Below are 26,283 nucleotides of genomic sequence, written 5' to 3' on the forward strand. Positions count from 1 at the left end.
GTCTGACATAGTGCGGGAATCGACGCATCATGCGAGAACGAGCCGGGGCGAGAACGAGCCGGGGCGAGGGCGGGAGGGGCTAGTCCGCGGCGGTAACGGAACTGACGAGTCCCGCGAGGGAGGGCAGGGCTCCGACGAAGATGGCGATGAGTTCGTCACGGGAGACGACGGGATTTTCCAGCCAGCGAACAAGCATCTCTTCGACGAATGCCACCCACCCGGCGACGGCCAATTCGACGGCCGGAGTGCGTTCAAGACCGAGGAGTCCGGCTCGGGACAGGATCCGCTCAGACATCGCCGCACGCGTGCGTTCGGCGACTTCCCGAATCGCATCGTCGGCGCTCGCCGATCCCCTAATGACGCTGATAAATCCGCGCCCGTTCGCCGCTACGTAGTCGACGTAGGAGCCAACCGAGGCGTACAGCATCGCGATCGGGTCACCGAGATCTTCCTGCGGCTCGGTGCGCGCCAGCATCTCCTGGGCCTGCTCCGAAATCAGGCACAGGTGAAAGTCGGCTTTCGACTCAAAATAGTGAAAGAGCAGGCCTTTTGAAACGCCCGCAGCTTCGGCGACAGTCTCCATCGTAATGAGTTCCAGGGGCTGGTCCCGCGCCATTTCCACACCGAGGTCGATGAGCTGACGGCGCCGTGCAGCGGGGCTCATTCGCGTTCGAGGAGTGGTCATGTCTTCCAACCTATGCCCTTATTGACCAAGATTCAATTACCTATTGACTCATGGTCAACACGCCCTTATCGTGGTGACTATGACAACGCATGATGTAGAGATCGCGATCATCGGAGCCGGCTTCTCCGGCCTCGGCGCAGCTATCAAGCTGAGCCAGGACGGTATCGACGACTTCGTTCTGTTCGACCGCGGCGCCGACTTCGGCGGCACCTGGCGCGACAATGTGTACCCCGGTGCAGCGTGCGACGTCCCGTCACATCTGTACTCGTACTCGTTTGCCCTCAACCCCGACTGGTCCCGGTCGTATTCACACCAGCCGGAGATTCATCGCTACATCAACGACGTCGCCGACCAGTACGGCGTCCGTGACAAGGCGCGGTTCGGCAGTGACGTCACCCACGCGGAATGGGATGAGGCCGCCGGACATTGGCGCATCGACTACGTTCGCGACGGACAGAAGCAGTCCATCACGGCACGGACCGTGGTCGGCGGCATCGGCCCCCTGTGCGAACCAAACCTCCCCGACATTGACGGGATCGATTCGTTCCAGGGCAAAATCGTTCACACCTCCCGGTGGGACACCGACTTCGATTACTCCGGCAAGAACGTCGCCGTCATCGGAACCGGCGCCTCGGCCATCCAAGTGGTCCCGCAGCTCGGCAAGGTCGTGAACCACATGGATGTCTACCAGCGCACCGCGCCGTGGATCATCCCCCGCAACGAACGACCCTATCTCGGCGCCGAAAAGTGGGCCTTTAAGCACGTCCCCGGCCTGCAGTCCGCCATCCGCGGCACCATCTACTCCGGCAGCGAGTTTGTTGCCGCCGGCATGACCTACGCCCCGAAGGCACTCAAGCCCGTCGAGTTTCTCTCCCGCGGCAACATCTTCCGCGGCATCCGCGACCCGGAACTCCGCAAGGCGGTAACCCCAAAGTTCGCGGTCGGCTGCAAACGAATTCTGAAGTCAAACGACTGGTACCCGACCCTCGATCAGGACAACGTCGAGTTGGTGACCGACGGTATCGACCGCATCACTCCCACCGGTGTCGTAACCAAAGACGGTACCGCCCGCGACGTTGACGTTCTCGTCGTTGCCACCGGGTTCCATGTCACTGACTCACCGGTCTTCGACACCATCGTTGGCGCCAACGGACAGAGCCTCGCCCAGGTCTGGGCCCAGGACGGTATGCAGGCCTACAAGGGTTCGTTCGTTCACGGCTTCCCGAACCTGATGTTGCTGATTGGCCCGTCGACCGGTCTCGGCCACAGCTCGATGGTCTACATGATCGAATCTCAACTCAACTATCTCATCGACTATGTCCGCAAGACGCACGCACGCGGCATTGTTCGTACCGACGTGAAGCACGACGTCCAAGACGCGTACAACAGCGGCTTGCAGCGCACCCTCCGCAACAGCGTGTGGGTTACCGGCGGCTGCGCGTCCTGGTACAAGGATCACACCGGCAAGATCACCGCCCTGTGGCCGGGATTCACGTTCAGTTTCCGCAATGCAACACGGTCTTTCGACCTTGACGCCTACGAGACCGTGACTGCAGAGCAGCCCGCGGCGCCAGCCAAAGAATCTTCCGAGCCGGCCATCGCGACCGTCTAACTACTAACCTCAGGAGACAATTCATGAAGGACTTCAAGAACAAGGTCGTCGTCATCACCGGTGCGGGCTCAGGCATGGGCCGCGACCTCGCGGTGCAACTCGCCGAACGAGGCGCCAAGGTCGCCATCTCCGACGTCGACCCCGCTGGTCTCGCCGAAACCGAACGCCTCGTTGCCGCCACCGGCGCCCAGGTACACAGTCAGATTCTCAACGTCGCTGAGCGCGAAGCAATGCTCGAGTACGCCGACACTGTTGCCGCACACTTCGGCACGGTCAACGCCATTTTCAACAACGCCGGTATCGCTCATCATGGCGAGGTCGAAACCATGGAGTTCAAGGACATTGAACGCGTCATGGACATCGACTACTGGGGCGTCGTCAACGGCACCAAGGCCTTCCTCCCGTACTTGATTGCCTCCGGTGACGGGCATGTCGTCAATACCTCGTCACTGTTTGGCCTCCTGGCCGAGCCCGGTCAGGCCGCCTACAATTCGGCGAAGTTCGCGGTACGCGGTTTCACCGAGGCCCTCAACCAGGAAATGATCATCGCCAAACATCCGGTGAAAGTGACGTGCGTGCACCCCGGCGGCATCAAGACTGCCATCGCCCGCAACGCCACGACCTCCGGTGATCACGACCAGGCGAAAACCGCCGAATTGTTCGACAAGTACCTGGCCAACACCAGTTCCGAGAAGGCTGCCCAGATCATCATCAAGGCCGTCGAACGTGAGCACGCCCGCGTCCTCGTCGGTGCCGACGCCAAGGTCCTCGACCTCGCGGTTCGTGTTGTCGCCTCGAGTTACCAGGGCATCAGTGCCCGACTGACGGGCTGGGCCCTCAAGAAGGCCTAACCGCGCACAATCGACTGCGGCCCGCCGACGACGATTTCTTGTCGGGCGGGCCGCAGTTTTTCGTTTCAGCCTCCGGAATTCCGCACTCCGACCGTAAGTAAGTCGCCCGGGGCGCGCAGCCTTAGACGCCGTGCGTACTAACCCACTCGCTAGCGACGACAGCGGGATCAGCACCCTTCGCGACACGATTTGACATCGCAACCACATCGGCGGTCGTCAACTCGCCCGCGACGCGGCTCAACGCCTTCATCTGCGACTTTCCGATGCTCCCGCTCCGGAACACCGGCACCAGATCTTCGGCCATCGGTCCGGCATCGGCCGACCGGACGGCGACAACGGCGTCTTGGCCGGCCAGCGTACCCGCCGCCTCCAAGCCGGTCAGCGTCCCCAACGCACGCGAGTCGCGGACTGCGGCAAGCACCTGCGCGGGAGACTGCTGGTCGACAATCGACCCAAAGCGACATACCTCGAACGACCGTCGTTCCTCCGATGTCAGGATCCCGGTCGTCACTAGAGGTAGCCCGGCTGGCAGTACCGCGCAGTCGGAAAGGTCAGCCAAGCCGGAGGTACCGATGAGGTTCTCTGCGACGACGAGTTGCCGCCGGTTGCTGACCGATGCCGGATCGCCAATCGTGACTCCCTGCGGCAGTGCACGATTGACGGCCGTCGCTACGTCGTCCCCCGTGACGGCAGTCGGTGCGGGCGTCAGCGTCGTCAGCAGGTCCCCGGTGAAGGCCGGGAACAGATCCACCTCGCCTTCGGCAGCACGCTCCAGCAGTCGACGGTCTCCCGCGACCTCATCGGTGACGTCGACCCGAACACCGGTCCGCGCCAACGCCTTGGCGTACACCTGCGCCGCGACCCGCATGGAGACGGTGCCGTCGCTGCTGACACGCAAGGGCACTTGGTTATCGGACCCGCATGCGCTCAGCAGCGTTGCCGCGGTCGCGGCCGTCGCCACTAGTACGGCGGTACGTCGAAAGAATCCTCGAATAGCCATCACAGCCAGAATAGTCACCGACGGGGCAACCCCACGCACTCAAGCCGTCGCTGCGAAACCGATAACTGACGTGGCGATCAATTGGACGGCGATCGCTGCCAGCAGCAGGCCAGCAATCTTCGCCAGCAGGGTAATGCCACCAATTTTCAACACGCGAATCAACGTCGTCGAATAGAACAGCGCTAACGCGACCACCACGTGCGCGGTCAAGATGGCTGCGGCGATCGCGATGTAGGCACCCACATCGCCGTGACTCTCACTGACGGCCACGATCACCGCAGCGATCGCCCCCGGCCCGGCAAGGAGCGGAGTGCCGAGCGGCACGAGTGCGACGTTCACGTCGTCGGAGGCCTGACCAGCCGTCGAGACGCCCATACCCGTCAACAATTGCAACGCCACGAGCAGCAACAGGAGCCCACCGGCTCCCTGCAACGCGGGGATGCCGATGTGCAGGTAGCCGAGGATGGCACGACCACCAACGGCGAACAGACTGATCACGAACAACGACACCAGCGGCGCCTGCCACGCCGCCTTTCTCCGGTACTCCACCGAGCGTCGTCCCACCAGCGACAAGAACACGGGCACTTGGCCTGGCGGGTCCATAATCACGATCAGCGTGATCGCTGTCGCTGCATAGACGGTCATGTCGAAAGGCACGATGTCGAGTGTAAAGGCGCGGGTTAACACCGGTACACGCGTGCAGTAGCTATGGTCGATGGGTGCCATCGATGCCGAGAATGCTGCAGCCCGGAAACCGCGGGCCGGGAAAGGTCCCGCCAGCCAAGGGACCGGACTTCCCGACGCCCCCGGTACCGGTCTCGCAGGCAGTCGTCGACTGCGCCGTGTACGTCGACGGAGTGCGCCGCACCGAGTCGCATGATTTCCGCCAAGCCCTTGCCTGGGTTCGAGCCGAAGGAAGAGGCTTCGTGTGGCTGGGCCTGCATCACCCCAGCGACCAGCAGATGACCGACGTCGGCGAAGCATTCGGCCTGCACCCCTTGATGGTGGAGGACGCCGTCCACGCCCACCAGCGTCCGAAACTTGAACTGTACGACGACACCCGGTTCATGGTGCTTCGAACGCTCACCTACGTCGACCACGAGGACGACGATGTCGCCAATGACATTGTGGAAACCGGCGAAATCATGGTTCTCGCCGGCGACAACTTCGTCATCACCGTCCGGCACGGTGAACACACCCACCTCGCCGGTGTGCGACGCCTGCTGGAACACCGTCCCGAGCAGTTGAAGTTGGGTCCCGCGGCCGTGATGCACGCCGTCGCAGACCATGTGGTCGACGCATACCTGCGGGTCGTCGGTGAAATGGAATCCGATGTCGACGACTTGGAGGAGCGCGTCTTCGACGCACCGTCCGGCGACGTCGACATCGACGTGGTTTACCTGTTTAAGCGGGAAGTGCTGGAAATGCGGCGGGCGGTCCACCCGCTCGGTTTGCCGCTGCTGCAACTGTCGGACAACAAGTCGCCGATCGAATGGTCGAACCTCACCCAGGGCGGCAAGGAAATTCGCCGACACTTCCGCGACGTCGCCGACCACTTGACCACCGTCAACGACATGGTCACCGAATACGATGAGCGGTTGACTGCCCTGTTAAATGCCGCCGCCACCAAAGTCAGCATCCAAATGAACACCGACATGCGCAAGATCTCCGCGTGGGCCGCCATAGCGGCAGTACCAACGGCAGCTGCGGGCATCTATGGCATGAACTTCGATCACATGCCCGAATTGCATTGGCAGTACAGCTATCCGGTGCTTGTCGCCCTGCTGCTTACCGTCTGCTTCACGCTGTGGCGCGTGTTCCACCGCCACGACTGGTTGTAATCGTCAAGCTGGAGTGACTGCCGTTCGCTGCGGGTCCGTTGGGTCAGTGCCCGCCTCGGCCCACGCTTCGCGCAGTGCTCCGGCACCCTTAAGGCGGACCCACGCCGCCTCATTGGCAGTGATGGGGATGGCGCGGAGAAACTGCACGGGATCGTAGGGGTCGGCCAACTCGAGGTTCGCCACGTCCGGGTCTGCTTCCAAGAGGAACGCGGTACAGATGGCACCGACCCACAACGGGGCCTGGAGATCCACGAGCGAATCCTCGGCGAGGATCAGCCCCTCGATCGACGGGGCCGCAGCCAAGGTCGCCAGAGACTTGTGCAGTCCCTGCAATCCGGCCGTTGCCCGCATCGTCACGGTCACCTCCGCACGAGGTCCGCGCTGCGGATCCGGCGCGAAGTCGGACGGGTCGTGCATGGGATGCCGCGCACAACCGACCGTCGCGAATACCACGTCACGTTGGCGAACAAACCGCAACACGTCGATGGGTTCCACACCGAGGAACGTGACAGAGGCACGTTGAGGGTCGGACCCGAAGGTCCCCGTCAGGTGCTCGGCAACCTGATCGATGATAGAGCCGGCGGGCTTGGATCCGAAAGGCAAACTCACCTGTCCAGTCAAGCACGTCGGTTCGTCAGCCTTCGAGTAAGCCGGGCGCACTCAGTACGCCCGAGTCACCGAGAAGCACTATCGCAGGCTCTGACCGCTCGCGGTGTCGAAGACGTGGACGTGGCTCGGATCGAATCCCAAATTGATCGCTTCGCCGCGAATGACGCGTGACGCTGGCGACAGCCGAGCCACCTTCTGCCCGCCCTCGGTGGTGCTGCCAAGGTCGGCGGCAAGCTCGTTGAGCACGCCCATCGCCTGCCCCGGCGCATCGAGGCGGAAGTAGGCGAACTTGTCCGACCCCATCGATTCCATGACGTCCACGGTCACCGGGAACTCGACGGTTCCGCCGGGGTGCCCGGGCGGCAGTAGCGCGACATCCTCAAGGTGCTCGGGACGGATTCCCACCAGGACCTCGCCGTTACTGTTGATCTGCTGGGCACGGGCGGTGACGTTCGGAGCGTCAGCCAACGGGATGGGACCAATTACCGAGTCAATGCCATTGGCCGTCAGGCGACCGGGGATGAAGTTCATCGCGGGCGAGCCGATAAAACCCGCGACGAACAGGTTGACGGGATGGTCGTACAGGTCCTGCGGTGCACCGACCTGCTGAACGTCGCCAGCCCGCATCACGACGACGCGGTCGCCGAGCGTCATAGCTTCAGTCTGATCGTGGGTCACGTACACGGTTGTGGTGCCCAGTCGCTTCTGCAGCAACGCGATCTCGGTACGCATCTGCACACGCAGCTTGGCGTCAAGGTTCGACAGCGGCTCATCCATCAGGAATGCGTTCGGCGTGCGCACAATCGCGCGTCCCATCGCGACACGCTGCCGCTGACCACCGGACAGGTTCGCCGGCTTGCGATCGAGGTACTCGGTGAGGTCAAGCATCGTCGCCGCATCGTTGACACGGCGAGCGATCTCCGCCTTGTCGACCTTAGCCAAGCTCAGTGGGAACGCAATGTTCTCACGGACCGTCATGTGCGGATACAGCGCGTAACTCTGGAAGACCATCGCGATATCGCGGTCTTTCGGAGCCGTCTCGTTCATCCGCGTGCCGCCGATGCGCAATTCACCGCTGCTGATGTCTTCCAGACCGGCAATCATGTTGAGGGTCGTCGACTTACCGCACCCCGAGGGCCCCACCAAGATGATGAACTCGCCCTCGGAAATGGTGAGGTCGAAGTCGTGCACGGCTGTCGAGCCGTCCGGGTACTGCTTGGAAACGTTCTCCAGAACGATGTCGGCCATGGGTTATCCCTTCACCGCGCCGGAGGTGAGCCCGGCGACGATACGACGTTGGAAGAAGAGCACGAAGATGATGATCGGAATGGTGATGACGACGGCGGCGGCCGCGATAGCACCCGTTGGTTCCTCAAACTGAGAGCTACCGGTGAACTGCGAGATCGCCACGGGGGCGGTCATCGCATTCTCCGTCGACGTCAGAGACAAGGCGAGCAGCAGGTCGTTCCAGGCGAAAATAAAGACCAGAATTGCTGCGGTGACCACACCGGGCGCAGCCAGCGGCACGATAACGCGACGGAAGGCTTGCACGGGTGAAGCGCCGTCCATTTGCGCCGCTTTCTCCAGGTCCCACGGGATCTCGCGGAAAAATGCCGACAACGTGTAGATCGCCAGCGGCAACGCGAACGCAATGTACGGCAGGATCAAGCCCAACCACGTATCGAATAGGCCGAGGCGTCGCTCGATGTTGAACAGCGGTGTCACCAGTGAAATCTGCGGGAACATCGCGATCAGCAGGGCGGCACCGACCAGCAGCTTTTTGCCGCGAAATTCCAGGCGGGCAATAGCGTAAGCCGCCATGGTTCCCAGGATCACGGCGATGACGGTGGTGATGAGACCAATACCGATCGAGTTGATAAGCGCCGACGTGAACATATTGGTGTCGAAGATGCCCTTGTAGTTATCAAGGGTCCATTGCTTCGGAATGAAGTTGCCATCGGTAACACTGCCGGTCGGTTTAAAAGACAGGCTAATAATCCACCAGAGCGGAATAATCGCGTAGAGCACCACCAAAACATTGGCGATGGTCCAACCAACTTTGCGGCGAGAGTTTGCAGCCATGAGTGGTTACCTCCCCTCGTCGTCGGAACCGGGAGCGGCCGCGCCGAATCCCTTAATGAACAAGAACGCGATGATCGCCACGCAAATGAAGATCAAGATGCTGATCGCCGAACCAACGCCCAAGTTGAACGCCTTGAACAGGTTGTCGTAACCGAGCATCGACACCGACCCGGTTCCGTTCGACCCCGCGGTCAGCACGTAGATGTTGTCGAAGATGCGGAAAGCGTCAAGCGTGCGGAACAGCAAAGCCACCAGGATTGCGGGCTTCATCAGCGGCAAAATCACACGGAACAGTCGCGTCCATGGCCCCGCACCGTCGAGTTGTGCGGCCTTCAGGAGGTCGTCCGGGACCAGGGCCAGGCCCGCAAGGAGCAGCAGCGCCATGAACGGCGTCGTCTTCCAGACCTCGGCCAAGATGATGATGAACAGCGACGGCCACTGCTGGGTGAGCGGTGCCGACCCGTCGGGCAGCAGATTCGCGAGGTAACCGGTACCCGGCGTCCAGGCGTAGTACCAGGAGAAAGCCGCCGCGACAGTGACGATGCCGTACGGAATCAGCACGACCGTTCGGATCGTTCCGCGGCCAAAAATCGTGCGGTGCATGACCAAGGCAATGGCCATACCGAGCGCCAACTCGATGGCAACCGACACGACGGTGATAAACAGGGTGACGCCGAGCGCCGACCACCAGTAGCCGTCAGAAAGCACGGTTCCGTAGTTCGAGAGTCCGACGAACTTCTGCTCGCCGGGCGCGCTCAGCGTCGCATTGTTCAACGACAGCCAGAACGCGTAAATGATCGGGTAGCCGGTCACCAGCGCCATGACGATCGCGGCGGGGGCGATCAACCAATACGCAAGCTTCCGTTCGGAAGACTTGCGTCCCGATGCTCTTGCCTTGCCCGACTTTGGCACCGGCAGAGCAGGCGCCGGGCCGGTGTCGAGGATGTCCGACATGGAACCTCCATTCGTTGCAAGCCCGGCCGACGCCGCGCCGACTGCCACCGGTTCAGCTACTGGTGGTCGTGACACTTGCCTGATTGGTTCGGTCAACTGCTCCCGACTGGGCGCAGGTGACTGGATAGGAACGGTTTCCGGATGGTCAGCCTCCGGATAAAACGCCGGGGGTTCGTTGACCGGCGGTTCGACCGCTGGCGAACTTTCCGGGGCCTGCCAGACGTCCGAGTGGACGGACGGACTCGGGTCCGAAACAGTACCCGGTGCTGGCGTCGGAACCTCAGTGTCCTCGGCGCGGGCATGCTTGCCCGGCGATGGATCCGGGGCGGGCTGATTTGGCGTCAGACCGTAGTGGTCGCCACCGGGGGTTTCCGGATCGTCTGCTGCATCCCCGCCCGGGGTGTCGCCGGTCACGGGATAATTCCTTCACCGTCGATAGCCCGCTGGACCTGCTCGGCCAACTTGTCGACCATCGTCTCCGGATCCCATTCGCCGACAGGTGCCAGCGTGGCGGTCACCAGCGTCGAAATCGCCTGATACTGCGGGGACGCCGGGCGCGGCGCGGCCGCATCAGCTTCGAGTTGGTCGCGGATCACATTGCCCATCGGATAGGCCAGCTTGAAGTCGGGGTCGTCGTACAGTGACGCGATTGTCGGCGGCGTGCCACCGGAAATTGCGTACACCTTCTGCGCTTGCTCGCTGGTCATGCACTTGGCTGCTTCGATCGCCAACTCCGGCTGCTGCGAGGTGGTCGCCACACCAATGTTCAATCCGCCAAGGGTCGACTTGGCCGGCTTGTCGGGGAAGATGCCCGGGTAGCGGCTGAAGTTGAAGCGGGCGCGCATTTTCTTGTTGATCGGCGCCAGTTGGGCATCGGTTGGTGGGTTGTCTTCGTTCGTCAACAGATCCGCGTACGGCGCGAGGGTGTCCTTCAGGAAGGCCACATCGCCGGTTGCGCCGTTGGTCCGGGCCGACGCCCACACGAACGGCCAGTTGATCTCGAAGGCTGCCTTGCCTTCTTCCATTCCAAGACGAGCCGTACCTTCGTCGGACTGCGTGACGGACGGATCCTGCCCCGGAGCCTTCGCCACCGCCTTCATGACTTGAAGCGCCTTCAACGTCGCCGCCCGGTGTTCGGGGGTGTCGTTCAGAGTGACCTTCGATGCGTCGTCGGGGTCGAGCACTGAACCGCCAGCACTCGCGAGCAACGAGTTAAACCACACCATCAGGCCCTCGTACTGCTTGGCCTGCACCATGATCCAGCTCGGGCCACCGGCCTTTGCGATGGCCGCGGTATCGCTCAGGACTTCGTCCCACGTCGTCGGGGGCTTACGAGTGCCGATCGTCTTTTTCATCATGTCCGGGCGCGACCACAGCAGCTGGGTGTTGGTCCAGATCGGCATGGCGTACATGCGCTTGGCGGCATCGTCGGGTCGCTGCCACATTGCGGTTGCCACCGGGCCGGCGAGATTCGTCTGGTCAATCCCGGCTGCAATGTCGTCCGGAATCGGAACGAGCCAACCAGCATTCGCGAACTCGGCCGTCCACACCACATCCATGCCCATGAGGTCGAGCGTGCGGTCGTTGCCCGCCAATCGACGAGCCAACTGCAGTCGTTGGTCGTCGGCACCCTTCGGGAGGACGTTGGCTTTCAAGGTGTACTTGCCGCCCGACTCGTTGCTGCAGGTCTCGGCGAACTGCTTAATGAAATCGAAGCCGTCGGTCGGGGCGTAAATGTTGAGCACGCCCTTTTCGTAGCCCGTCGAGCAGGCCGCAAATAGGGGCACTGCGACCGCGGCCGCCATCGCTGCGGCCGTAACCCGCCTGACCAGTGACCGCCCCTGCCAAAGTGGTGATTTGCCTACGCGTTTACGTGGCGCGGAATAACCCTTGCTCATCTCGCTGCCAGCCTCCTGCCGTTCACCCACGTCTAAGAACCAGCTGTGAAAGCTGATGCGTCGCTTAGGTTATCCCACGACTGGGTGACACAGCGCACAGCTTCAAAGAATGCGTGTTGCGCGTGACTCAGAGGCGACGAACGCCCCTACTGAATGGCGAGGCGAGCGAGCATGTCGCGCGCCTGTTCCGCCGACCGCGGATCACAAAGAACGTCGTAGCGGCCCGCGACCAATTGCATCGTCGAGGTGAAATCACGCTGGCCGCGGGTCGCGGCATACGGGATGCTGGCGCTAACGAGCCCAAACACCATGCCTGCGATGACACCGAACAGGATGGGGGTCCATGTGGTTCCGACCACCAACGACACCAGCGCACCGAAGAAGAGGCCAAGCCAGGCACCCGAGCCGATACCGCCGGCGATCACCTTGCCCCAGGTGAGCCGACCCAGGACCTTCTCAACCTGCATCAGGTCAACGCCGACGATTGTCAGGTCTTCCACTTTGAACTGGTTATCGGAAAGGTGGTCGACTGCGCGCTGCGCCTGCGCGTAAGTGTCGTACGAGCCAACCGGCCACCCTTTGGGAGGTGTCGGCATGCCCGGCATTGGTCGCATTGGGTTCGTCACTTCTGCTCCTGAGGTCTGTTCGCTTTAGGCTTGGGGGCATGACGCCCGCCCTCAAGGTCTATGTGGCCAGACTAGTCGGACTTGCCGTGCTTGGGCCCGACGGCGAATCGATTGGCCGTGTCCGCGACGTCGTCATCTCGATGCCCATGCCCGGAAAGCAGCCGCGAGCCCTCGGCCTCGCCGTCGAGTTGACCACCCGCCGTCGGATCTTCGTCCCCATGCTGCGTGTGACACGCATTGAGCCCGACGCTGTCACCCTCACCACCGGACACGTCAACCTACGCCGTATCAGCCTGCGCCCCAACGAAGCCCTCGCCGTCGGCCAGATCCTCGACACGCAGGTCCGGACCGACGACCCGGACTGCGTTGAATTACACAACACCGACCTCGTCGTGGTGGACCTCGCCATCGAGCAGAACCGCAGTCGCGACTGGATGGTCAGCCGGGTTGCCCTCCGAACCACCCGCAAGGGCCTGCGGCGACGGGGCGAAACCGTCGTCGTGGAATGGCGTCACGTGCTCGGCCTCAACCACTTGGAATTGGCGCGGTCAGGTCAAGGAGTCGAGATGGCGCTCGCCCAGTTCGAGGACATGCGTGCCCCCGACGTCGCGAACGCCCTGCGCGAGCTGCCGATAAAGCGGCGCGACGAGATCGCCGCCGCCATGCACAATGAGCGGCTCGCCGACGTTCTGCAGGAAATGCCGACGGACGACCAAACCGCCATCCTCGGCAGCATGGATCCCGAGCGTGCCGCCGACGTCCTCGAGGCCATGGATCCCGACGACGTCGCCGACCTCATGGGCGAACTGCCCCAAGCTGAGGCCGAGGCATTTCTGGCTCGCATGGATCCCGAAGATTCCGAGTCGGTCCGACGCCTGCTCATGCACTCCCCCGATACCGCTGGCGGTGTCATGACGCCCGAACCCGTGATTGTGACCGCGAATGCCACGGTTTCCGAGGCCCTCGCTCGACTCCGCGACCCCGACATCAATTCGGCTGCGGCGAGCATGGTGTTCGTGGTGCGCCCACCGACAAATACGCCAACCGGCAAGTTTCTCGGCGCCGTCCACATCCAAGCGCTTTTGCGGGAGCCGCCCGCCAACTTGGTGGGTGGCATCCTTGACAAAGAAATGCCGCGGCTGCATCCCGACGATTCCCTTGAGGTAATGACGCGGTTCTTCGCCACCTACAATCTGGTGTGCGCGCCCGTCATCGACGACGCCAAGCATTTGCTTGGCGCAGTCGTTGTTGACGACCTCCTTGATGCCCTACTTCCTCGCGACTGGCGTGAGACCGACCCGGAAGGCAACGCTGTATGAGCCCAGCCGGCCGACACCTAGATACGCCCAGCTCGCGCCGCGGCCTCAACTTCAACCTCGACTCCGACGTTATCGGTGTCTATAGCGAACGCATCGCCCGTTTCCTCGGAACCGGCCGGTACCTGGCTATCCAAACCGTGCTCGTCGTGGTGTGGATCTTCCTCAACGTTGGCATTTTTGCTTTTGAATGGGATCCCTACCCGTTCATTTTGTTGAACCTCGCGTTCTCGACCCAGGCCGCCTACGCCGCACCACTGATCTTGCTGGCGCAGAATCGTCAGGAGAATCGCGACCGCGTCTCCCTTGAGGAAGACCGTGCACGTGCAGCCCAGACCAAAGATGACACCGAGTTCTTGGCGCGCGAACTAGCAGCTGTCCGGATTGCCGTGGGCGATACGGTCACACGCGACTACCTTCGTCACGAACTTGAGGATCTGGTAGACGAACTCGCCAAACGGCTCGCTGCTGCGCCTGGAAAATCCCAAGATACAGATCCAACATGACCGAAGGAATCGTGCCATGTATGCTGGCTCACAGTCACCCGGGGGGATGATCGCAAAGTCTCCCTGCAATTTGTCGGACCGACACGCGAGTTAAGTAGAGAAGGCTTATGGGGATGTCTTTCTGGCGGAATCACCCGAATCGGGTTCACATTCCGCGCCACGGCATGGCCGTCGGAACGACCGCCGTGGCTTTGGGGGCACTCGTACTTGGTGGCGCCGCTTCGAGCGTGGCTCCTGAACCGTCATCGACTACCGCATCCGGCCAAGCTGCCGTCGCCCTGAGCGGCGATCACACTTCGGTCATCGCCGCCGACCAACAGACCGTCCCGACGCGCAGCACCCCCCTCATTGGTTTTGCTCCACCCGCCGATCCCGCCGTGTCCGGCGATGACGCTGCCCAATTCCGGCTCGCAGCCAACCTGCCGCCCGGCCCGCTCGGCATTCCCGGCATGGTCTTGAAGGCCTACAAGCTAGCGGCAACACGCGTGGCGGCCGAGACTCCCCAGTGCAAGCTCCCCTGGTTCCTGCTCGCAGGCATTGGCCGTATCGAATCCGGGCACGCTGGCAACGGCAACGTCGATGCATCCGGCAACACTCGCACGGCGATCCGCGGACCGGTGCTGGACGGTTCGCTCGCCGGTAATGCGGTCATCCACGACTCCGACGGCGGCAAACTCGATGGCGACCTCGGCCACGACCGTGCCATGGGTCCGATGCAATTCATTCCGAGCACGTGGGCCTCGTGGGGTTCGGACGGCAACGGCGACGGTCAGGCCAATCCGGACAACATCTTTGACGCCACCTACTCCGCGGGTCGCTACCTGTGTGCGGGTGTCAGCGACATCATGTCGGCCCAAAACCGAGTGAATGCGGTGCTGCGCTATAACCGCTCGGTGGCGTATGCGAACAACGTCCTCGGCTGGGCGGGCGCCTACTCGACCGGTGTCATGCCGACGACCCCGATCCCGGAAATGTCGAACGCACCGGCTGATGACAAACCGGACAAGAACAAGACGAAGAAGAAGGACGAGGCCGACAGGACCAAGCCGTCGACCCCGAAGTCCACTGCGCCGTCAACGCCAAAGACTTCCAAGCCTGCACCGAAGCCGCCGCAGAATTGCCTCGGCGTCATTTGCTTGCCTCCGGGAGTTGGTCCGGCACCGGCCCCGACCCCCAAGCCGCAGCCGACTCAGCCAAAGCCTAAGCAGCAGGCGCCGACCGCCAAACCGACTGCACGCTAGTCGTTGTCGCGGCTCGAACGGCTAAGCCGATCGGCCGGGACTGTCGTCGCAAGGATATGGTGGAGGCGTGAGCACCGTCGCCAGTCCCACTGAATCCGCTGTCCGCTCCGCGTTGAGCAAGGTTATGGACCCGGAGATCGGGAAACCGATCACCGACCTCGGCATGGTGAAATCCGTTGCCGTCGCCGATAACGGCAGCGTTGACGTCGGCATCTATTTGACGACCGCCGGTTGCCCGATGAAAACCAAGATCTCCGAGAGTGTGGAGAACGCGGTCGCCGATGTTCCCGGTGTCGGCACCGTGCGCGTCGAACTCGACGTCATGAACGACGAACAGCGCACCGAACTCCGCAAGAGCCTCCGCGGCGATCGAGCGGAGCCGGAAATCCCGTTCGCCAAGCCCGGCAACCTAACTCGCGTGTACGCAATTGCCTCGGGCAAGGGCGGGGTCGGCAAATCGAGCGTCACCGTCAACCTCGCTGCGGCCCTCGCCGCCCGCGGTCTGTCGGTCGGCGTGTTGGACGCCGACATTTACGGTCACAGCATTCCTCGCATGCTCGGCAGCGACGCGAAGCCGACCCAAGTTGAGTCGATGATCATGCCGCCGCAGAACCACGGCGTGAAGTTCATTTCGATCGGCCAGTTCACCGACGGGAACACCCCGGTCACGTGGCGCGGCCCCATGCTGCACCGAGCGCTGCAACAGTTCTTGGCGGATGTCTACTGGGGCGATTTGGATGTCCTCCTCCTAGACCTCCCGCCCGGCACCGGTGACGTCGCAATCTCGATCGCACAGCTGATTCCCGGTGCGGAGATCCTTGTTGTCACGACGCCCCAGCAGGCTGCAGCAGAGGTGGCAGAGCGTGCCGGTGCGATTGCGTTGCAGACACGCCAGAAGATCCTCGGCGTCGTCGAGAATATGTCGTGGATGGACCTGCCCGACGGCACCCGGATGGAGCCTTTCGGTTCCGGCGGCGGGCAACTCGTCGCCGACCGGTTGACGCGTGCAGTCGGCGCGACCGTCGAACTTCTGGGTCAGGTTCCGTTGGAGCAGGACCTGCGTGAAGGTGGCGACGCTGGCACTCCCGTCGTGCTGTCTGGCCCGGAAACGGGTTCCGGCGCGGCACTGTTGAAGATTGCCGATAAGCTCGCTGTCCGCCGCCGCGGCCTAGCGGGAATGAACCTCGGCATCGACACCACCCGCCACCAGTAGGCCCCGAATCCTGCCGCCCGCTCGGTCGGCCCCGGATTTCCCCCATTTCTGTCACATTTGACGACCGCAGACCGACCAGACCATCACCGGAAGCCTCAATCGGTGATGGTTTGGTCGTTTCGTGACGGAAAAGGGCCGGGCCGGAGGCCCAAAAGATTGTGGAAAAGCCGGGCGCGGGGCGCGGGGCTAGGTGGCGTCCCAGTCGGTGACGTCGTTGGCTCGGGGGGCCTTGGGCTCCTCCGGCGAAGTCGACGAGGTCGGCGGGGTCGGGGCAACTGGGCTGTCCCGGTTCGTCAACGACGATTTACCGAGGTCCAAGGTATCGCGAACGTTCTTCGTCATACCGTCAATCGCCGACGAGTCCCCGTCGAACAAGTGCTTGGTGACCACCGACTTCGGGGTCATCTGTCGCAGTTCGTTGAGTTGGCTCAGCGGCTCACGGATCTGATCGAACTCCGGGCCCAATTCATCGCGCAGTTGCGAACTCGCCCCCGTGGCGTAGTCGCGGGCCTTGCGAATGGAACCCATTACCCACGACACCGCACCCGGCAGCCGCTCGGGACCAAGGATGATCAGCGCAGCAAGCAACAGGATGAGCAACTCGCCCCAACCCACACTGGCAAACATGCTTCCTCGTCAATCTCGCAGCAACAACGTCAATCTCGTAGCAACAGCCACACGGCGACGCCCTCGACGAACACCTGTGGAAAGCGCCGTTCGCTAGTCGCTGACCGGCGTCATCTCGCCATCGAAGTACCGGCCGTCACGCCAATAGGTGAACTTAACCTTCTCACCAATCTTTGACGTCCGCACCGCGACCGTCAACTCGTCGGCACCCTCAATTTGATGGCCGTTGAACTTGGTGATCACATCCCCCTCGCGAACACCGGCCGCAGCAGCCGGGCTACCGGCAGCCACGTCCTTGACGTTCGCGCCGAAAACCCGGTCGTTACGGACCGTCGCGGCCGAGATACCAATCGCCGGATGCTTTACCTTGCCATCCTTGATCAGGGCGTTCACGATCGGAATGACTTCATTGACCGGGATGGCGAAACCGAGTCCGATCGAACCACCAGCAGTCATCGCGCCCGCAGTGTTGACGCCGACAACCTGGCCATCATCGTTGAGCAGCGGACCGCCGGAGTTACCGGGGTTGATCGACGCATCCGTCTGGATGGCATTAATCACAGCATCGGTATCAGAGTCGGCGTCGGGTCGCAATGGCACTGCGCGGCCCAGGGCGCTGACAATTCCGCTCGTCACCGTCTTGTCCAGGCCCAGTGGCGAACCAAACGCGATGACTTCCTGGCCGATTTGCAGCTTGTCGGAATCACCGAGCTTTGACACGGTCAAGCCGGCAACATCGTCGACCTTAATAACCGCGAGATCGGTCTTAATGTCGCGGCCGACCAGTCGCGCTGGAACTCGCTGCCGATCCGAGAAGACCACCTCGAGCTTGGCCTTCGAGTCGTTCGCCGCCTTCGAGATCACGTGGTTATTGGTGACAATGTAGCCGCGCTTGTCCACGATGAATCCGGAACCAGAGCCACCGTCGACTGCCGTCCGAACTTCAATCGTCACAACCGAATTCTGGACGGCCTTCGCGACCCGAGCCACATTGGTGCTCGCGCTATCGGAATTGGGGGCTTCGCCTTCCAACTGGACGCTATTGGCATGCAGCGGTGACACCACCTCGGCGGTCCACCGTCCGATGAGACCACCGAAGAGGCCGATCAACAGGGTCAACAGGCCGAGGGTCGCCAACGCCCACCAGTGGACACGCCCACCGAAGAGGAGTTCGCGGATCCCAAGTTTGGGGCCCTCGCTGACCGCAGTTACCGCATCCTCGGCGACGGCCGGGGCAGACAGCCTTGCCGCACTGTCCGGGTCGCGCCACGGGTCGGGTTCCACCTCGGGTTCGACGTCGGGCTGAGCATAAGGGTCGCGTTGGAGCGTGTCGGTTTCGCCGACGGGACGACTGAAAGCCTCGGCGAGCACCGGGTCGGGCGGTGCGATCTCCGGCTGCGGGCCACGCACGGGCGTGGCATCGGAGGCAAAAGAGCCGCGGACACCGTCGGGCCGACCAAATGTGGCGGCCACTTCCGAGGGCACGGAAACTTCCGGACGAACAGGGGCATCGGGACGCGTAGCAAGGTCAGAAGATACAGAACTGTCGGTCACGAGTCAGCGGCCCCAGCGGTTAGTGCGACGATCACGACGCAGGTCGATTTGTTGCGTCGGAATTTGGCTCAACTGAGCCCGCAGCGACTCCGGTGCATTGACTTTGCCTTGGCAGCCTTGCAGGATTTTGCGGGCCCGAGCCTGCGCGGTGACCTCGCGTGAACAGTCGGGGCACAGTGCCAGGTGGGCGTCTGCGCGCGACGAGGCGGAAGCCGTGAGTTCGTTATCAACGTAGGCAACGACGGCTTCCGGATTCAAGTGTTCCGTCGAGCCGAATCCCACCGGCGCTCGGTAGTCGGGCAACGGGGTAGGGATCGCCTGCGATGGCAGCCACCGGCTCCCCCGGGAACGGCCTTGCTGTCCTAGGCCCACGGGCGTCACCCCTTTCGTTGCAGTACGTCCTACGTCTAGCTCACATTATCGCAACTGCCGAGGGTAGCCGAAGATGCGCTGCACCGACGCCGGTGTGCGTGGCGGTGTTTAGTCCGCCATGGAAACGGAACGACTGTCCGTGTAGCCCCGGTTGACGAGGAACTCACGAATCCCTTGGCGCCCGCGATGGATTCGGCTGCGAACCGTGCCCATTTTGACTCCGAGGGTGGCACCAACTTCCTCGTACGACAGTCCTTCGATGTCGCAGAGAACGACGGCAGCACGAAACTCCGGTGCCAGCGAGTCAAGCGCGGCCTGCAGGTCGGGGTCGAGGTTGGCGTCCGCGAAGGCCTGCTGCGGGTCCGGCGTGGTGGTCGGAATCCGTTCGTAGTCCTGCTCGAGGGCTTCCATGCGGATCTTGCTGCGGCGACGAACCATGTCGAGAAACAGGTTCGTGGTGATGCGGTGCAGCCAGCCTTCAAAAGTGCCGGCCTTGTAGTTTGTCAGCGACCGGAAGACGCGGATAAACGTTTCTTGCGTGAGGTCTTCGGCGTCGTGCTGATTACCGGAGAGACGGAAGGCTAGGCGGTACACCCGGTCGGCGTGTTCAGCGACGAGCTCATCCCACGATGGCATCAGGGTCCGATCGCCGGTGGCGTCGAATCCTGCAGTTCCGCGGAAGGCTCCTGCCGAACTGTCTTGTGCTGCACGCTCTTGTGCCGCTTTGCCAATCTCAGGGACGGTCATTGTTGAAGTGCCAGTTCCTTTCCTCGCGGCGGCATCTTTCACTGGGAGGTTCGTTTCCCGTACAACGCCACCGACGCGATCGATATTCCGGACTACCAGGCTCTACCCTGTCCCATCTGAATGTGGGTGACCTATTACTGGGCTGAGCGTTACCTAAGGATGAAGGCGACGGGCCAGAACCGGCCCATTCGGCGTGCCAGCAGGCCCAGGTCAACTGCACTGTGGCAACCTCGTTGTCATGACTGACACCGCAGGCGCATCCCAATCGATCAGCGACTATGCCGAAGCCGCCATCGTCGAAGATGATGCACTCACGGGTGCCCGAATGCGGGCCGAGGAGTTGGGTGCCGGTGCCATCTCTCCGGCAACGGGTGCGCTGCTGTCATTGTTGGCGCGGGTGGCGGGCTCCAAGCACGTCGTGGAGATCGGCACCGGGGTCGGGGTGAGTGGACTGTGGCTGCTGGCGGGAATGCCTGAAAATGGTGTCTTGACCACGATCGATCCCGAATCTGAGCATCATCGTGCGGCCCGCGAAACGTTCGCAGAAGCACATATCGCACCGGGGCGGACGCGCCTGATTAACGGTGCGCCGACCGATGTCCTGACCCGGTTGGCCGACGAAACTTACGATCTCGTATTTATCGATGGTGCTCCGCTGAGCTATCCGCTTTTCGTCACCGAGGCGATCCGAATTCTTCGGCCCGGTGGCCTCGTCGTCGTCAACAACGCCTCCGCTGACGGCACCATCGCCGACCGCAATGCCTCCGATCCGCGCACCCTGGCCGCACGCGAGGCAGCGGTCATCATCGCCGAAGACGACCGACTGCTGCCCGCGGTGATTCCCGTTGGCACCGGCTTGTTGGCAGCAGCAAAAGCCTAAGGGCTAGACGTCGGTCGAGAACCGGATCCCGCTCTCGGGAATCTCAACGCCCGGCCACACTCGAGCACCGCGGAGAAGTTCACAGCGAGCGCCGACGATCGCGCCGTCGCCAATCACGGTGTCACGGATCAAGGCGTTGGCACCGACCTTCGCGTCGAATCCGACGATGCTGCGCTCCACCACGGCCCCGGCCTCCACTGTTGCGCCGTCGAAGATGACGGCACCGTCGAGTCGTGCACGCGCGCCGATCTTGGCACCGCGCCCCACCACGGTCCCGCCGATCAGCACGGCCGAACGGGCAACATCGGCACCGGCAAGAACCAGCGACTCTCCGCACGGCTTGGCGACGGCCGGCGACGGCGCGATACCGCGAACGAGGTCCGCCGAGCCCCGGACAAAGTCCTCGGGAGTACCCATATCGCGCCAGTAGGCAGCGTCCACGTGTGCATGGATGTGTCTGCCTTGAGCCAGCAGCGACGGGAACACCTCCCGCTCCACCGACACTGCACGACCGGCCGGAATCTCCCCAATCACGTTGCGATTAAAGACGTAGGTGCCCGCATTGATCTGATTGGTCGGCGGATCCTGCGTCTTTTCGAGGAAGGCTGTAACACGGCCATTGGCGTCGGTCGGAACGCAGCCGAATGCCCGGGGATCGCCGACGCGTACCAAATGCAGCGTCACCTCGGCCTTCGACTCCTCGTGCGTCGCGAGAACATCGCGAATATCGGTGCCACCCAATACGTCTCCGTTGAAAACGAGGACGGTGTCGGCGGTGAGATGGTCGTACACGTTGCGGATACCGCCGCCGGTCCCCAACGGTTCAGTTTCGGTGACATAGGTCAGCTTGAGTCCGAGGGACGAACCATCGCCGTAATGCTCGGCGAAAACTTCCGCCTGGTACGACGTCCCGAGGAGCACATCGGTGATACCTGCCTCGCGGATACGCGAGAGCAGATGCGTCAGAAACGGGGTGCCCGCTGTCGGAAGCATCGGCTTCGGGGCCGACAGCGTCAGGGGGCGCAGTCGGGTGCCTTTACCGCCGACGAGGACGAGCGCCTGCACAGAAGAGGTCACGGGGTTTCCTTCCCAAGGTGATGTGCGTGCTTCTGCTCGCGCAGAGCCGCGGCGACGGCGATCTTGGAACGAACGGCCAGCCCGGCCCGCAACGCCAATCGGATGGGTGCGCGCAACGGTCCCGGATTCCGGTCGGCGTTGAAACGGTAGGCGCTGGCATGATGCGCCGGGATCATTTTCTCCGGATGCTTACTCACCGAATGGCTCTTGGCGTGCATCACGCGGGCGCTCGGGACAAACACGTTGAGCCAACCGGACTTGGCGAGACGGTCACCGAGGTCGACGTCTTCCATAAACATGAAGTAGCGGGAATCGAAGCCGCCGATGTTGTCGAAAGCATTGCGGCGCAATAGCAGACACGATCCCGACAGCCATCCGACCGGCCGCTCGACGTCCTCATTCTGATCCTCATTGAGGTAGGCCACAGTCCACGGATTCGACTTCCAGACGGCGCCAAGCAGGGCGTGCCCGGTTCCGGAAACCAGGTCGGGGACGCGGCGAGCAGACGGATAGATTGAGCCGTCCGGTTCGGTGATCAGTGGCCCGAGGCTCGCCGCCCGCGGCCAGCGTTCAGCTGCTGCGAGAAGTTCATCAATACTGCCGGGCGACCACTCAATGTCGGGGTTGGCCACCAGCACAAACTCGACGCCCGGATCGATTTCAACCACGCCACGATTAACGGCACCGCCGTACCCAATGTTGCCGCCGGTATGTACCAGCGTCACGTTGTCGTAGTCGGCTGCCGCCTGCTCCGGCGCACCATCCGTCGACCCATTGTCGGCAATGATGACCTGAGGCGTTGAGGTCGATGCCGCGGTGAGGGTGCGGAGAAAATTACGCAGGTAGTCGCCCGATGAATACGTCACGGTTACGACGGCGAAGCTGACAGTCACCGGCTCAGACTATCCGAGCGAGTTGCCGTCCCCCGACCTGGCGGTCATCGCTTCGCCGAGGGCCGCACGCCAATCACGCAACGGCGCAAGCCCGGCACCGACCCAACTCTTTGCCGAAAGCACCGAATACGACGGTCGCGGCGCTGGCCGTGGAAACTCCGCGGTAGTGCACGGTTGCACCCGCTCCGGTTGCGCCCCAAGATTGTCGAACACTGCCCGGGCCACGTCCCACCACGTCGCGGAACCGGCATTGGTGGCGTGCACGACCGCACCGCCGCGCAGCGCCGGTTCATTCAGCTGATCGACAAGGTCCCACAGGGCCCGCGCAAGATCGGGCCCATAGGTCGGCGATCCGGTCTGGTCGGCGACGACTCGGATCTGCGGCCGCTCTGCTTCGAGTCGGCACATGGTAGCGACAAAGTCGGCATCCTGACGCCCACCGGTGAAAACCCATGCGGTGCGCACCACGACGGTCGCCGGATCGGCTGCCTGCGCCGCCCGTTCCCCCGCCAGTTTGCTGGCCCCATAAACGGTCTCCGGCACGCCGTCGACGTCGTCAGGCTCGAACGGCCGAGGCGCACCGTCGTCACCAAGGACGGGATGGGCAAATACGTAGTCGGTAGACAGGTGCACCAGGCGCGCCCCGGACGTACTGGTCACGGCCGCCAGATTCGCTGGCCCGTCCGCATTGACGGCATAGGCCGCAGCCCGGTCGCTTTCGGCGGCGTCGACCGCCGTGTGGGCGGCAGTGTTGATCACGACATCGCCGGCAGAGAGATTGGCGAGCGCACTGCGGGTCGACGTGGGATCGGTGATGTCGATATCCGCAGAGGTCAACGGAATCACCGCACGACCGTCGGAAGTCGCCATCATCGCCGATCCCACCTGCCCGGCAGCACCGATCACATAGATTTGGCTCGCACTCATAACGCACCATCTTGGTCCATCTGGCGGGGTGACCGGCACCCGGTGGGCGATATCACCGCACCCCACACCGGTAGCGCCTCCCTCATTCGAGTGCCTTCCATCAGTATTCTTGCCGAAAGAGGCAGTGGTGGTACGACAGATCGGATAGCACGACAGGTGGATTCACGACGCGAAGGCCCTCGGGACCCCGAGGACGCGAATGACGGCACGACCTCCGGTGAGGCGACGAATGATCGCCCGCGGAAGGCACGGCCATCTCGTCCGGCGCCCGCCCACACGGGTTCCGACGCCCACCGTCGCAATTCAGAAGAGATTCACACCCCTGTGCGCCGCCAGAGGCCCGACGGACCGGACTCGAAAGCGAAGGGTTCCCGACCCCAACCGGCCGCAAACAACCGCAGTTCGACGGGCAACCGCAAGTCGACGGGCAACCGCAAGTCCGCAGGCAGCCGCAAGCCAGCCGCCGCAAGATCCGCCCCGCGGAAGGCGACTCCGCCCGGTAGCTTCCGAGACACCGTCAAAACGTGGACTACCCGCCCTATCGCCGGGGTCGCTCCGAAAAACATCGGTCGCAGTCTCGTTGCCGTGTTGACTGTCCTGACGCTGGCAGTCACCGGAATTGGCTGGTCCAAAGTCCGTGACCTCAACAGTGCAGTGACACTGCTCAGCGATTTGGGTCTCGGCGGCGGCGACGACGGAGCCATCGACATTCTGCTCGTCGGTACCGACTCCCGCGTCGACGCCAAGGGAGATCCGCTGTCGGAGGAAGAACTGAAATGGCTGCGCGTTGGCGGCGACGTCACCACCAGCACCGACACGATCGTCCTGATCCGCGTCCCCACCGATGGCTCACGGGCAACGGCCATCTCGATCCCCCGCGACGCGTACGTCAACGTGCCCGGTATCGGGATGAGCAAGATCAACGCCGCCTACGGCGCCACGAAGGAAGGCGTCCGCCTCAAGGAAGTCGAGGCTGGCGGCGGCGAGGCACAGGCCGAGAAAGACGGCACCAAAGCTGGCCGCAAGGCGCTGATTGATAGCGTCGCCGAGCTGACCGGGATAACCGTCGACCACTATGCCGAGGTGGGACTGCTCGGCTTTGCCCTGCTCACCGATGCTGTCGGTGGCGTCGACGTTTGCCTCAAGCAAAAGGTCAACGAGCCGCTGTCCGGTGCCCGGTTCCGTGCGGGCCGCCAGACGCTGACTGGCCCCAAGGCACTGAGTTTTGTGCGGCAGCGACACGATCTGCCGCGCGGTGACCTCGACCGCATCACTCGCCAGCAGGTGTACATGGCTTCGCTCGCACAGAAGATCCTCTCGACCCAAACGTTGACGAACCCCGGCAAGTTGCAGGAATTGCAGGACGCGGTGTCGAGGTCGGTGGTGATCGACGACGGTTGGAACATCGTCACGTTCGCGGAGAATCTCAAGGATCTGACCGGCGGCAACGTCAAGTTCACGACCATCCCGATCGCTGACGATCAAGCGTGGAGCGACGACGGCACCCAGAGTGTGCTCGGCGTGGATCCGTCGACCGTGCAGGCATTCGTCAACAAACAGCTCGGTAACGACGCGCCAGCCAAGTCCACCAATCCCCGCACCGGATACACCGTCGATGTCGTCAACGCGGGAACCGTCGATGGTCTCGCATCCAACGTCCTACGCTTGCTCGGCAACCTCGGTTATCAGGAAGGCAAAACGTCAAATAAGCCGATGGACGAGTTCGATTCGCTGGTCTTTGCCAAGTCCGCCGACAGTGACGCCGCGAAGAAACTCGTCAGCGACTTGAAAGCCGGGCCGATCGAAATCCGCGAAGACTCATCCCTTCCGGACAACAAACTGCGTCTGGTCCTGACGAACACCTACAACTTCGGCCTGGGTGCCATCTCCAATACCGGAAGCGACGACGACCCGGCGTCGCAGACCGCATCGACTCCGGCACCGAAGCCCAGCACATCGGTCATCAAGGCCAATTCCAACGGTCCAGTTTGCGTCAACTAGCTAGCGCAAACTGGTGAAAGGCACTCCTCGATGAGCCAAAGCACCATCACCGGCGCAATTCTTGCCGCCACCCCCGACTCTGCACGCCCCATGCTGACCTATTACAACGAGTCAACCGGCGAGCGGACCGAACTGTCGGCGGCGACCCTCGGTAACTGGGCGGCCAAGATCGGCAACTACCTGCGCAACGACCTCATGCTGGCACCGGGCGACCGGGTACGCGTGGACCTTCCCGAGCATTGGCAGACCGCGGCCATCCTGCTGGGTGCATGGTGGGCCGGCGTGGCCGTGGACCTGAACGACGACGGCGACGACGGTCGTGCCGCGTTTACCTCCAAGGATGAACTCAACAATCATCACGCCGACGAGGTCATCGTGGTGCCGCTCGACCCCTTCGCCATGGGCGTGCGGGACTTGCCGATCGGCGTCAACGATTTCGGTGAAACTATCCGCGCCCACGGCGATCAGTTCATCCCCGGCGGTGCCGGAGTCGACGCCGTCGGCCAACTGAGCGTCGCCGACGTGCTAGCTGCCGCCGATCCGCAATTGACCGCCCACGACCGACTCCTATCGACCCGGCCGTGGCGAACGGCCGCCGATGTCGTCGAGAACTTTGCCGCGCCCCTACTGTCGGGTGCCTCGCTGGTGTTTGTCGCTGGCGATGCCGACGATGTTCGCCTGGCGAAGATCGCCGAAACCGAGAGGGTCACCGTTCAGCGCGGCTAACGGCCCCGCTTCCAGTCTGGCGGCTTAAGCAGCAAAGATCCGCGC

27 protein-coding genes are annotated in these 26,283 nt (G+C 62.9%); 10 read left to right on the forward strand and 17 right to left on the reverse strand.

The annotated features are described in order from the left end of the window. Positions 1–79: 79 nt before the first annotated feature. Complete coding sequence (locus WBA38_RS15365; RefSeq protein ID WP_424296006.1) at positions 80–685, reverse strand: TetR/AcrR family transcriptional regulator; 606 nt, start codon at positions 683–685, stop codon at positions 80–82. Positions 686–764: 79 nt separating this feature from the next. Here WBA38_RS15365 and WBA38_RS15370 point away from each other — a divergent pair, with 79 nt between their 5' ends. Together WBA38_RS15370 and WBA38_RS15375 are read left to right on the forward strand one after the other, a co-directional pair. Continuing rightward, complete coding sequence (locus WBA38_RS15370; RefSeq protein WP_424323055.1) at positions 765–2,297, forward strand: flavin-containing monooxygenase; 1,533 nt, start codon at positions 765–767, stop codon at positions 2,295–2,297. Positions 2,298–2,320: 23 nt separating this feature from the next. Beyond that, positions 2,321–3,148, forward strand: coding sequence for an SDR family NAD(P)-dependent oxidoreductase (locus WBA38_RS15375; RefSeq protein WP_424296002.1), 828 nt, complete (start codon positions 2,321–2,323; stop codon positions 3,146–3,148). A 121-nt stretch (positions 3,149–3,269) separates the two neighbouring features. On the opposite strand, the gene WBA38_RS15380 is transcribed toward WBA38_RS15375, so the two are convergent. Next, a complete protein-coding gene (locus WBA38_RS15380; RefSeq protein WP_424323056.1) occupies positions 3,270–4,148 on the reverse strand; it encodes a glycine betaine ABC transporter substrate-binding protein in 879 nt (292 codons plus the stop codon). Between the two features lie 39 nt (positions 4,149–4,187). Next, on the reverse strand, positions 4,188–4,805 hold the full coding sequence (locus tag WBA38_RS15385) for a MarC family protein (protein ID WP_424323057.1): 618 nt from the start codon (positions 4,803–4,805) through the stop codon (positions 4,188–4,190). Positions 4,806–4,885: 80 nt separating this feature from the next. Between WBA38_RS15385 and WBA38_RS15390 the strand changes: the two genes are divergently transcribed. Continuing rightward, positions 4,886–5,989 (forward strand): magnesium and cobalt transport protein CorA, encoded by a 1,104-nt coding sequence (locus tag WBA38_RS15390; protein WP_424296012.1) that lies wholly within the window; start codon positions 4,886–4,888, stop codon positions 5,987–5,989. A 3-nt stretch (positions 5,990–5,992) separates the two neighbouring features. Here the strand turns inward: WBA38_RS15390 and WBA38_RS15395 are convergent, their stop codons facing one another. The 6 genes from WBA38_RS15395 to WBA38_RS15420 form a co-directional block, all read right to left on the reverse strand. Beyond that, positions 5,993–6,562 carry a suppressor of fused domain protein gene (locus WBA38_RS15395; protein ID WP_424296010.1) on the reverse strand — a complete coding sequence of 190 codons (570 nt, stop codon included), beginning with the start codon at positions 6,560–6,562 and terminating at the stop codon, positions 5,993–5,995. 114 nt (positions 6,563–6,676) lie between these two features. Further along, a complete protein-coding gene (locus tag WBA38_RS15400) occupies positions 6,677–7,846 on the reverse strand; it encodes an ABC transporter ATP-binding protein (RefSeq protein ID WP_424295996.1) in 1,170 nt (389 codons plus the stop codon). A gap of 3 nt (positions 7,847–7,849) precedes the next feature. After that, a complete protein-coding gene (locus tag WBA38_RS15405; RefSeq protein ID WP_424295994.1) occupies positions 7,850–8,680 on the reverse strand; it encodes a carbohydrate ABC transporter permease in 831 nt (276 codons plus the stop codon). Positions 8,681–8,686: 6 nt separating this feature from the next. Continuing rightward, positions 8,687–10,048: an ABC transporter permease subunit gene (locus tag WBA38_RS15410; protein WP_424295993.1), complete on the reverse strand. Its 1,362-nt coding sequence runs from the start codon at positions 10,046–10,048 to the stop codon at positions 8,687–8,689. Continuing rightward, the gene (locus WBA38_RS15415) at positions 10,045–11,439 is read right to left on the reverse strand and encodes an extracellular solute-binding protein (RefSeq protein WP_424295992.1); all 1,395 of its coding nucleotides are present in this window, start codon (positions 11,437–11,439) and stop codon (positions 10,045–10,047) included. Before WBA38_RS15415 ends, WBA38_RS15410 begins: the two co-directional genes overlap by 4 nt. Before the next feature lie 239 nt (positions 11,440–11,678). Beyond that, complete coding sequence (locus WBA38_RS15420) at positions 11,679–12,158, reverse strand: general stress protein (protein WP_424295990.1); 480 nt, start codon at positions 12,156–12,158, stop codon at positions 11,679–11,681. Between the two features lie 38 nt (positions 12,159–12,196). Here WBA38_RS15420 and WBA38_RS15425 point away from each other — a divergent pair, with 38 nt between their 5' ends. The 4 genes from WBA38_RS15425 (at position 12,197) to WBA38_RS15440 (ending at position 16,434) form a co-directional block, all read left to right on the forward strand. Next, positions 12,197–13,477 (forward strand): magnesium transporter MgtE N-terminal domain-containing protein, encoded by a 1,281-nt coding sequence (locus WBA38_RS15425; protein WP_424295988.1) that lies wholly within the window; start codon positions 12,197–12,199, stop codon positions 13,475–13,477. Beyond that, positions 13,474–13,980 carry a DUF1003 domain-containing protein gene (locus WBA38_RS15430; protein WP_424295986.1) on the forward strand — a complete coding sequence of 169 codons (507 nt, stop codon included), beginning with the start codon at positions 13,474–13,476 and terminating at the stop codon, positions 13,978–13,980. The genes WBA38_RS15425 and WBA38_RS15430 overlap by 4 nt, the downstream gene beginning before the upstream one ends. Before the next feature lie 113 nt (positions 13,981–14,093). Next, positions 14,094–15,221: a lytic transglycosylase domain-containing protein gene (locus WBA38_RS15435; protein WP_424295985.1), complete on the forward strand. Its 1,128-nt coding sequence runs from the start codon at positions 14,094–14,096 to the stop codon at positions 15,219–15,221. Between the two features lie 67 nt (positions 15,222–15,288). Then, positions 15,289–16,434: an Mrp/NBP35 family ATP-binding protein gene (locus tag WBA38_RS15440; RefSeq protein ID WP_424295984.1), complete on the forward strand. Its 1,146-nt coding sequence runs from the start codon at positions 15,289–15,291 to the stop codon at positions 16,432–16,434. Positions 16,435–16,620: 186 nt separating this feature from the next. Here the strand turns inward: WBA38_RS15440 and tatB are convergent, their stop codons facing one another. The 4 genes from tatB to sigE form a co-directional block, all read right to left on the reverse strand. Continuing rightward, on the reverse strand, positions 16,621–17,061 hold the full coding sequence (gene tatB, locus WBA38_RS15445; protein ID WP_424295982.1) for a Sec-independent protein translocase protein TatB: 441 nt from the start codon (positions 17,059–17,061) through the stop codon (positions 16,621–16,623). Between the two features lie 93 nt (positions 17,062–17,154). Beyond that, entirely contained in the window at positions 17,155–18,615 is a 1,461-nt protein-coding gene (locus tag WBA38_RS15450; RefSeq protein ID WP_424323058.1) for a trypsin-like peptidase domain-containing protein, read from the reverse strand. Positions 18,616–18,618: 3 nt separating this feature from the next. Beyond that, positions 18,619–18,897, reverse strand: a complete 279-nt coding sequence (locus WBA38_RS15455) for a zf-HC2 domain-containing protein (protein WP_424295980.1) — start codon at positions 18,895–18,897, stop codon at positions 18,619–18,621. A 198-nt stretch (positions 18,898–19,095) separates the two neighbouring features. Then, entirely contained in the window at positions 19,096–19,734 is a 639-nt protein-coding gene (gene sigE / locus WBA38_RS15460; RefSeq protein ID WP_424295978.1) for an RNA polymerase sigma factor SigE, read from the reverse strand. Positions 19,735–19,972: 238 nt separating this feature from the next. On the opposite strand from sigE, the gene WBA38_RS15465 reads away from it, so the two are divergent. After that, the gene (locus tag WBA38_RS15465) at positions 19,973–20,614 is read left to right on the forward strand and encodes an O-methyltransferase (protein WP_424295977.1); all 642 of its coding nucleotides are present in this window, start codon (positions 19,973–19,975) and stop codon (positions 20,612–20,614) included. A gap of 3 nt (positions 20,615–20,617) precedes the next feature. Here the strand turns inward: WBA38_RS15465 and WBA38_RS15470 are convergent, their stop codons facing one another. The 4 genes from WBA38_RS15470 to WBA38_RS15485 all read right to left on the reverse strand — a co-directional run bounded on the left by WBA38_RS15470 (position 20,618) and on the right by WBA38_RS15485 (position 24,026). Further along, positions 20,618–21,691, reverse strand: a complete 1,074-nt coding sequence (locus WBA38_RS15470; protein ID WP_424295975.1) for a sugar phosphate nucleotidyltransferase — start codon at positions 21,689–21,691, stop codon at positions 20,618–20,620. After that, a complete protein-coding gene (locus tag WBA38_RS15475) occupies positions 21,688–22,584 on the reverse strand; it encodes a glycosyltransferase family 2 protein (protein WP_424295973.1) in 897 nt (298 codons plus the stop codon). The genes WBA38_RS15470 and WBA38_RS15475 overlap by 4 nt, the downstream gene beginning before the upstream one ends. Positions 22,585–22,593: 9 nt before the next feature. Further along, a complete protein-coding gene (rfbD, locus tag WBA38_RS15480; RefSeq protein ID WP_424323059.1) occupies positions 22,594–23,511 on the reverse strand; it encodes a dTDP-4-dehydrorhamnose reductase in 918 nt (305 codons plus the stop codon). Positions 23,512–23,825: 314 nt separating this feature from the next. Then, positions 23,826–24,026 carry a hypothetical protein gene (locus WBA38_RS15485; RefSeq protein WP_424323060.1) on the reverse strand — a complete coding sequence of 67 codons (201 nt, stop codon included), beginning with the start codon at positions 24,024–24,026 and terminating at the stop codon, positions 23,826–23,828. A gap of 70 nt (positions 24,027–24,096) precedes the next feature. Here WBA38_RS15485 and WBA38_RS15490 point away from each other — a divergent pair, with 70 nt between their 5' ends. Next, complete coding sequence (locus WBA38_RS15490) at positions 24,097–25,512, forward strand: LCP family protein (RefSeq protein ID WP_424323061.1); 1,416 nt, start codon at positions 24,097–24,099, stop codon at positions 25,510–25,512. Between the two features lie 30 nt (positions 25,513–25,542). Continuing rightward, positions 25,543–26,238, forward strand: a complete 696-nt coding sequence (locus tag WBA38_RS15495; protein WP_424295967.1) for a TIGR03089 family protein — start codon at positions 25,543–25,545, stop codon at positions 26,236–26,238. The last annotated feature ends 45 nt before the right edge of the window (positions 26,239–26,283 follow it).

The organism is Gordonia sp. (in: high G+C Gram-positive bacteria) (assembly GCF_049647785.1).
GTDB lineage: Bacteria > Actinomycetota > Actinomycetes > Mycobacteriales > Mycobacteriaceae > Gordonia.

What these genes read in the sequence shown, in the direction of transcription:
- WBA38_RS15430 (WP_424295986.1), top strand. Translation starts at nt 13,474, where the DNA reads ATGAGCCCAGCCGGCCGACACCTAGATACGCCCAGCTCGCGCCGCGGC.
- WBA38_RS15415 (WP_424295992.1), bottom strand. Translation starts at nt 11,439, where the DNA reads ATGGCGGCCGCGGTCGCAGTGCCCCTATTTGCGGCCTGCTCGACGGGC.
- WBA38_RS15435 (WP_424295985.1), top strand. Translation starts at nt 14,094, where the DNA reads ATGTCTTTCTGGCGGAATCACCCGAATCGGGTTCACATTCCGCGCCAC.
- tatB (WP_424295982.1), bottom strand. Translation starts at nt 17,061, where the DNA reads ATGTTTGCCAGTGTGGGTTGGGGCGAGTTGCTCATCCTGTTGCTTGCT.
- sigE (WP_424295978.1), bottom strand. Translation starts at nt 19,734, where the DNA reads ATGACCGTCCCTGAGATTGGCAAAGCGGCACAAGAGCGTGCAGCACAA.
- WBA38_RS15370 (WP_424323055.1), top strand. Translation starts at nt 765, where the DNA reads ATGACAACGCATGATGTAGAGATCGCGATCATCGGAGCCGGCTTCTCC.
- WBA38_RS15365 (WP_424296006.1), bottom strand. Translation starts at nt 685, where the DNA reads ATGACCACTCCTCGAACGCGAATGAGCCCCGCTGCACGGCGCCGTCAG.
- WBA38_RS15375 (WP_424296002.1), top strand. Translation starts at nt 2,321, where the DNA reads ATGAAGGACTTCAAGAACAAGGTCGTCGTCATCACCGGTGCGGGCTCA.
- WBA38_RS15425 (WP_424295988.1), top strand. Translation starts at nt 12,197, where the DNA reads ATGACGCCCGCCCTCAAGGTCTATGTGGCCAGACTAGTCGGACTTGCC.
- WBA38_RS15380 (WP_424323056.1), bottom strand. Translation starts at nt 4,148, where the DNA reads ATGGCTATTCGAGGATTCTTTCGACGTACCGCCGTACTAGTGGCGACG.
- rfbD (WP_424323059.1), bottom strand. Translation starts at nt 23,511, where the DNA reads ATGAGTGCGAGCCAAATCTATGTGATCGGTGCTGCCGGGCAGGTGGGA.
- WBA38_RS15390 (WP_424296012.1), top strand. Translation starts at nt 4,886, where the DNA reads ATGCTGCAGCCCGGAAACCGCGGGCCGGGAAAGGTCCCGCCAGCCAAG.
- WBA38_RS15400 (WP_424295996.1), bottom strand. Translation starts at nt 7,846, where the DNA reads ATGGCCGACATCGTTCTGGAGAACGTTTCCAAGCAGTACCCGGACGGC.
- WBA38_RS15465 (WP_424295977.1), top strand. Translation starts at nt 19,973, where the DNA reads ATGACTGACACCGCAGGCGCATCCCAATCGATCAGCGACTATGCCGAA.
- WBA38_RS15405 (WP_424295994.1), bottom strand. Translation starts at nt 8,680, where the DNA reads ATGGCTGCAAACTCTCGCCGCAAAGTTGGTTGGACCATCGCCAATGTT.
- WBA38_RS15495 (WP_424295967.1), top strand. Translation starts at nt 25,543, where the DNA reads ATGAGCCAAAGCACCATCACCGGCGCAATTCTTGCCGCCACCCCCGAC.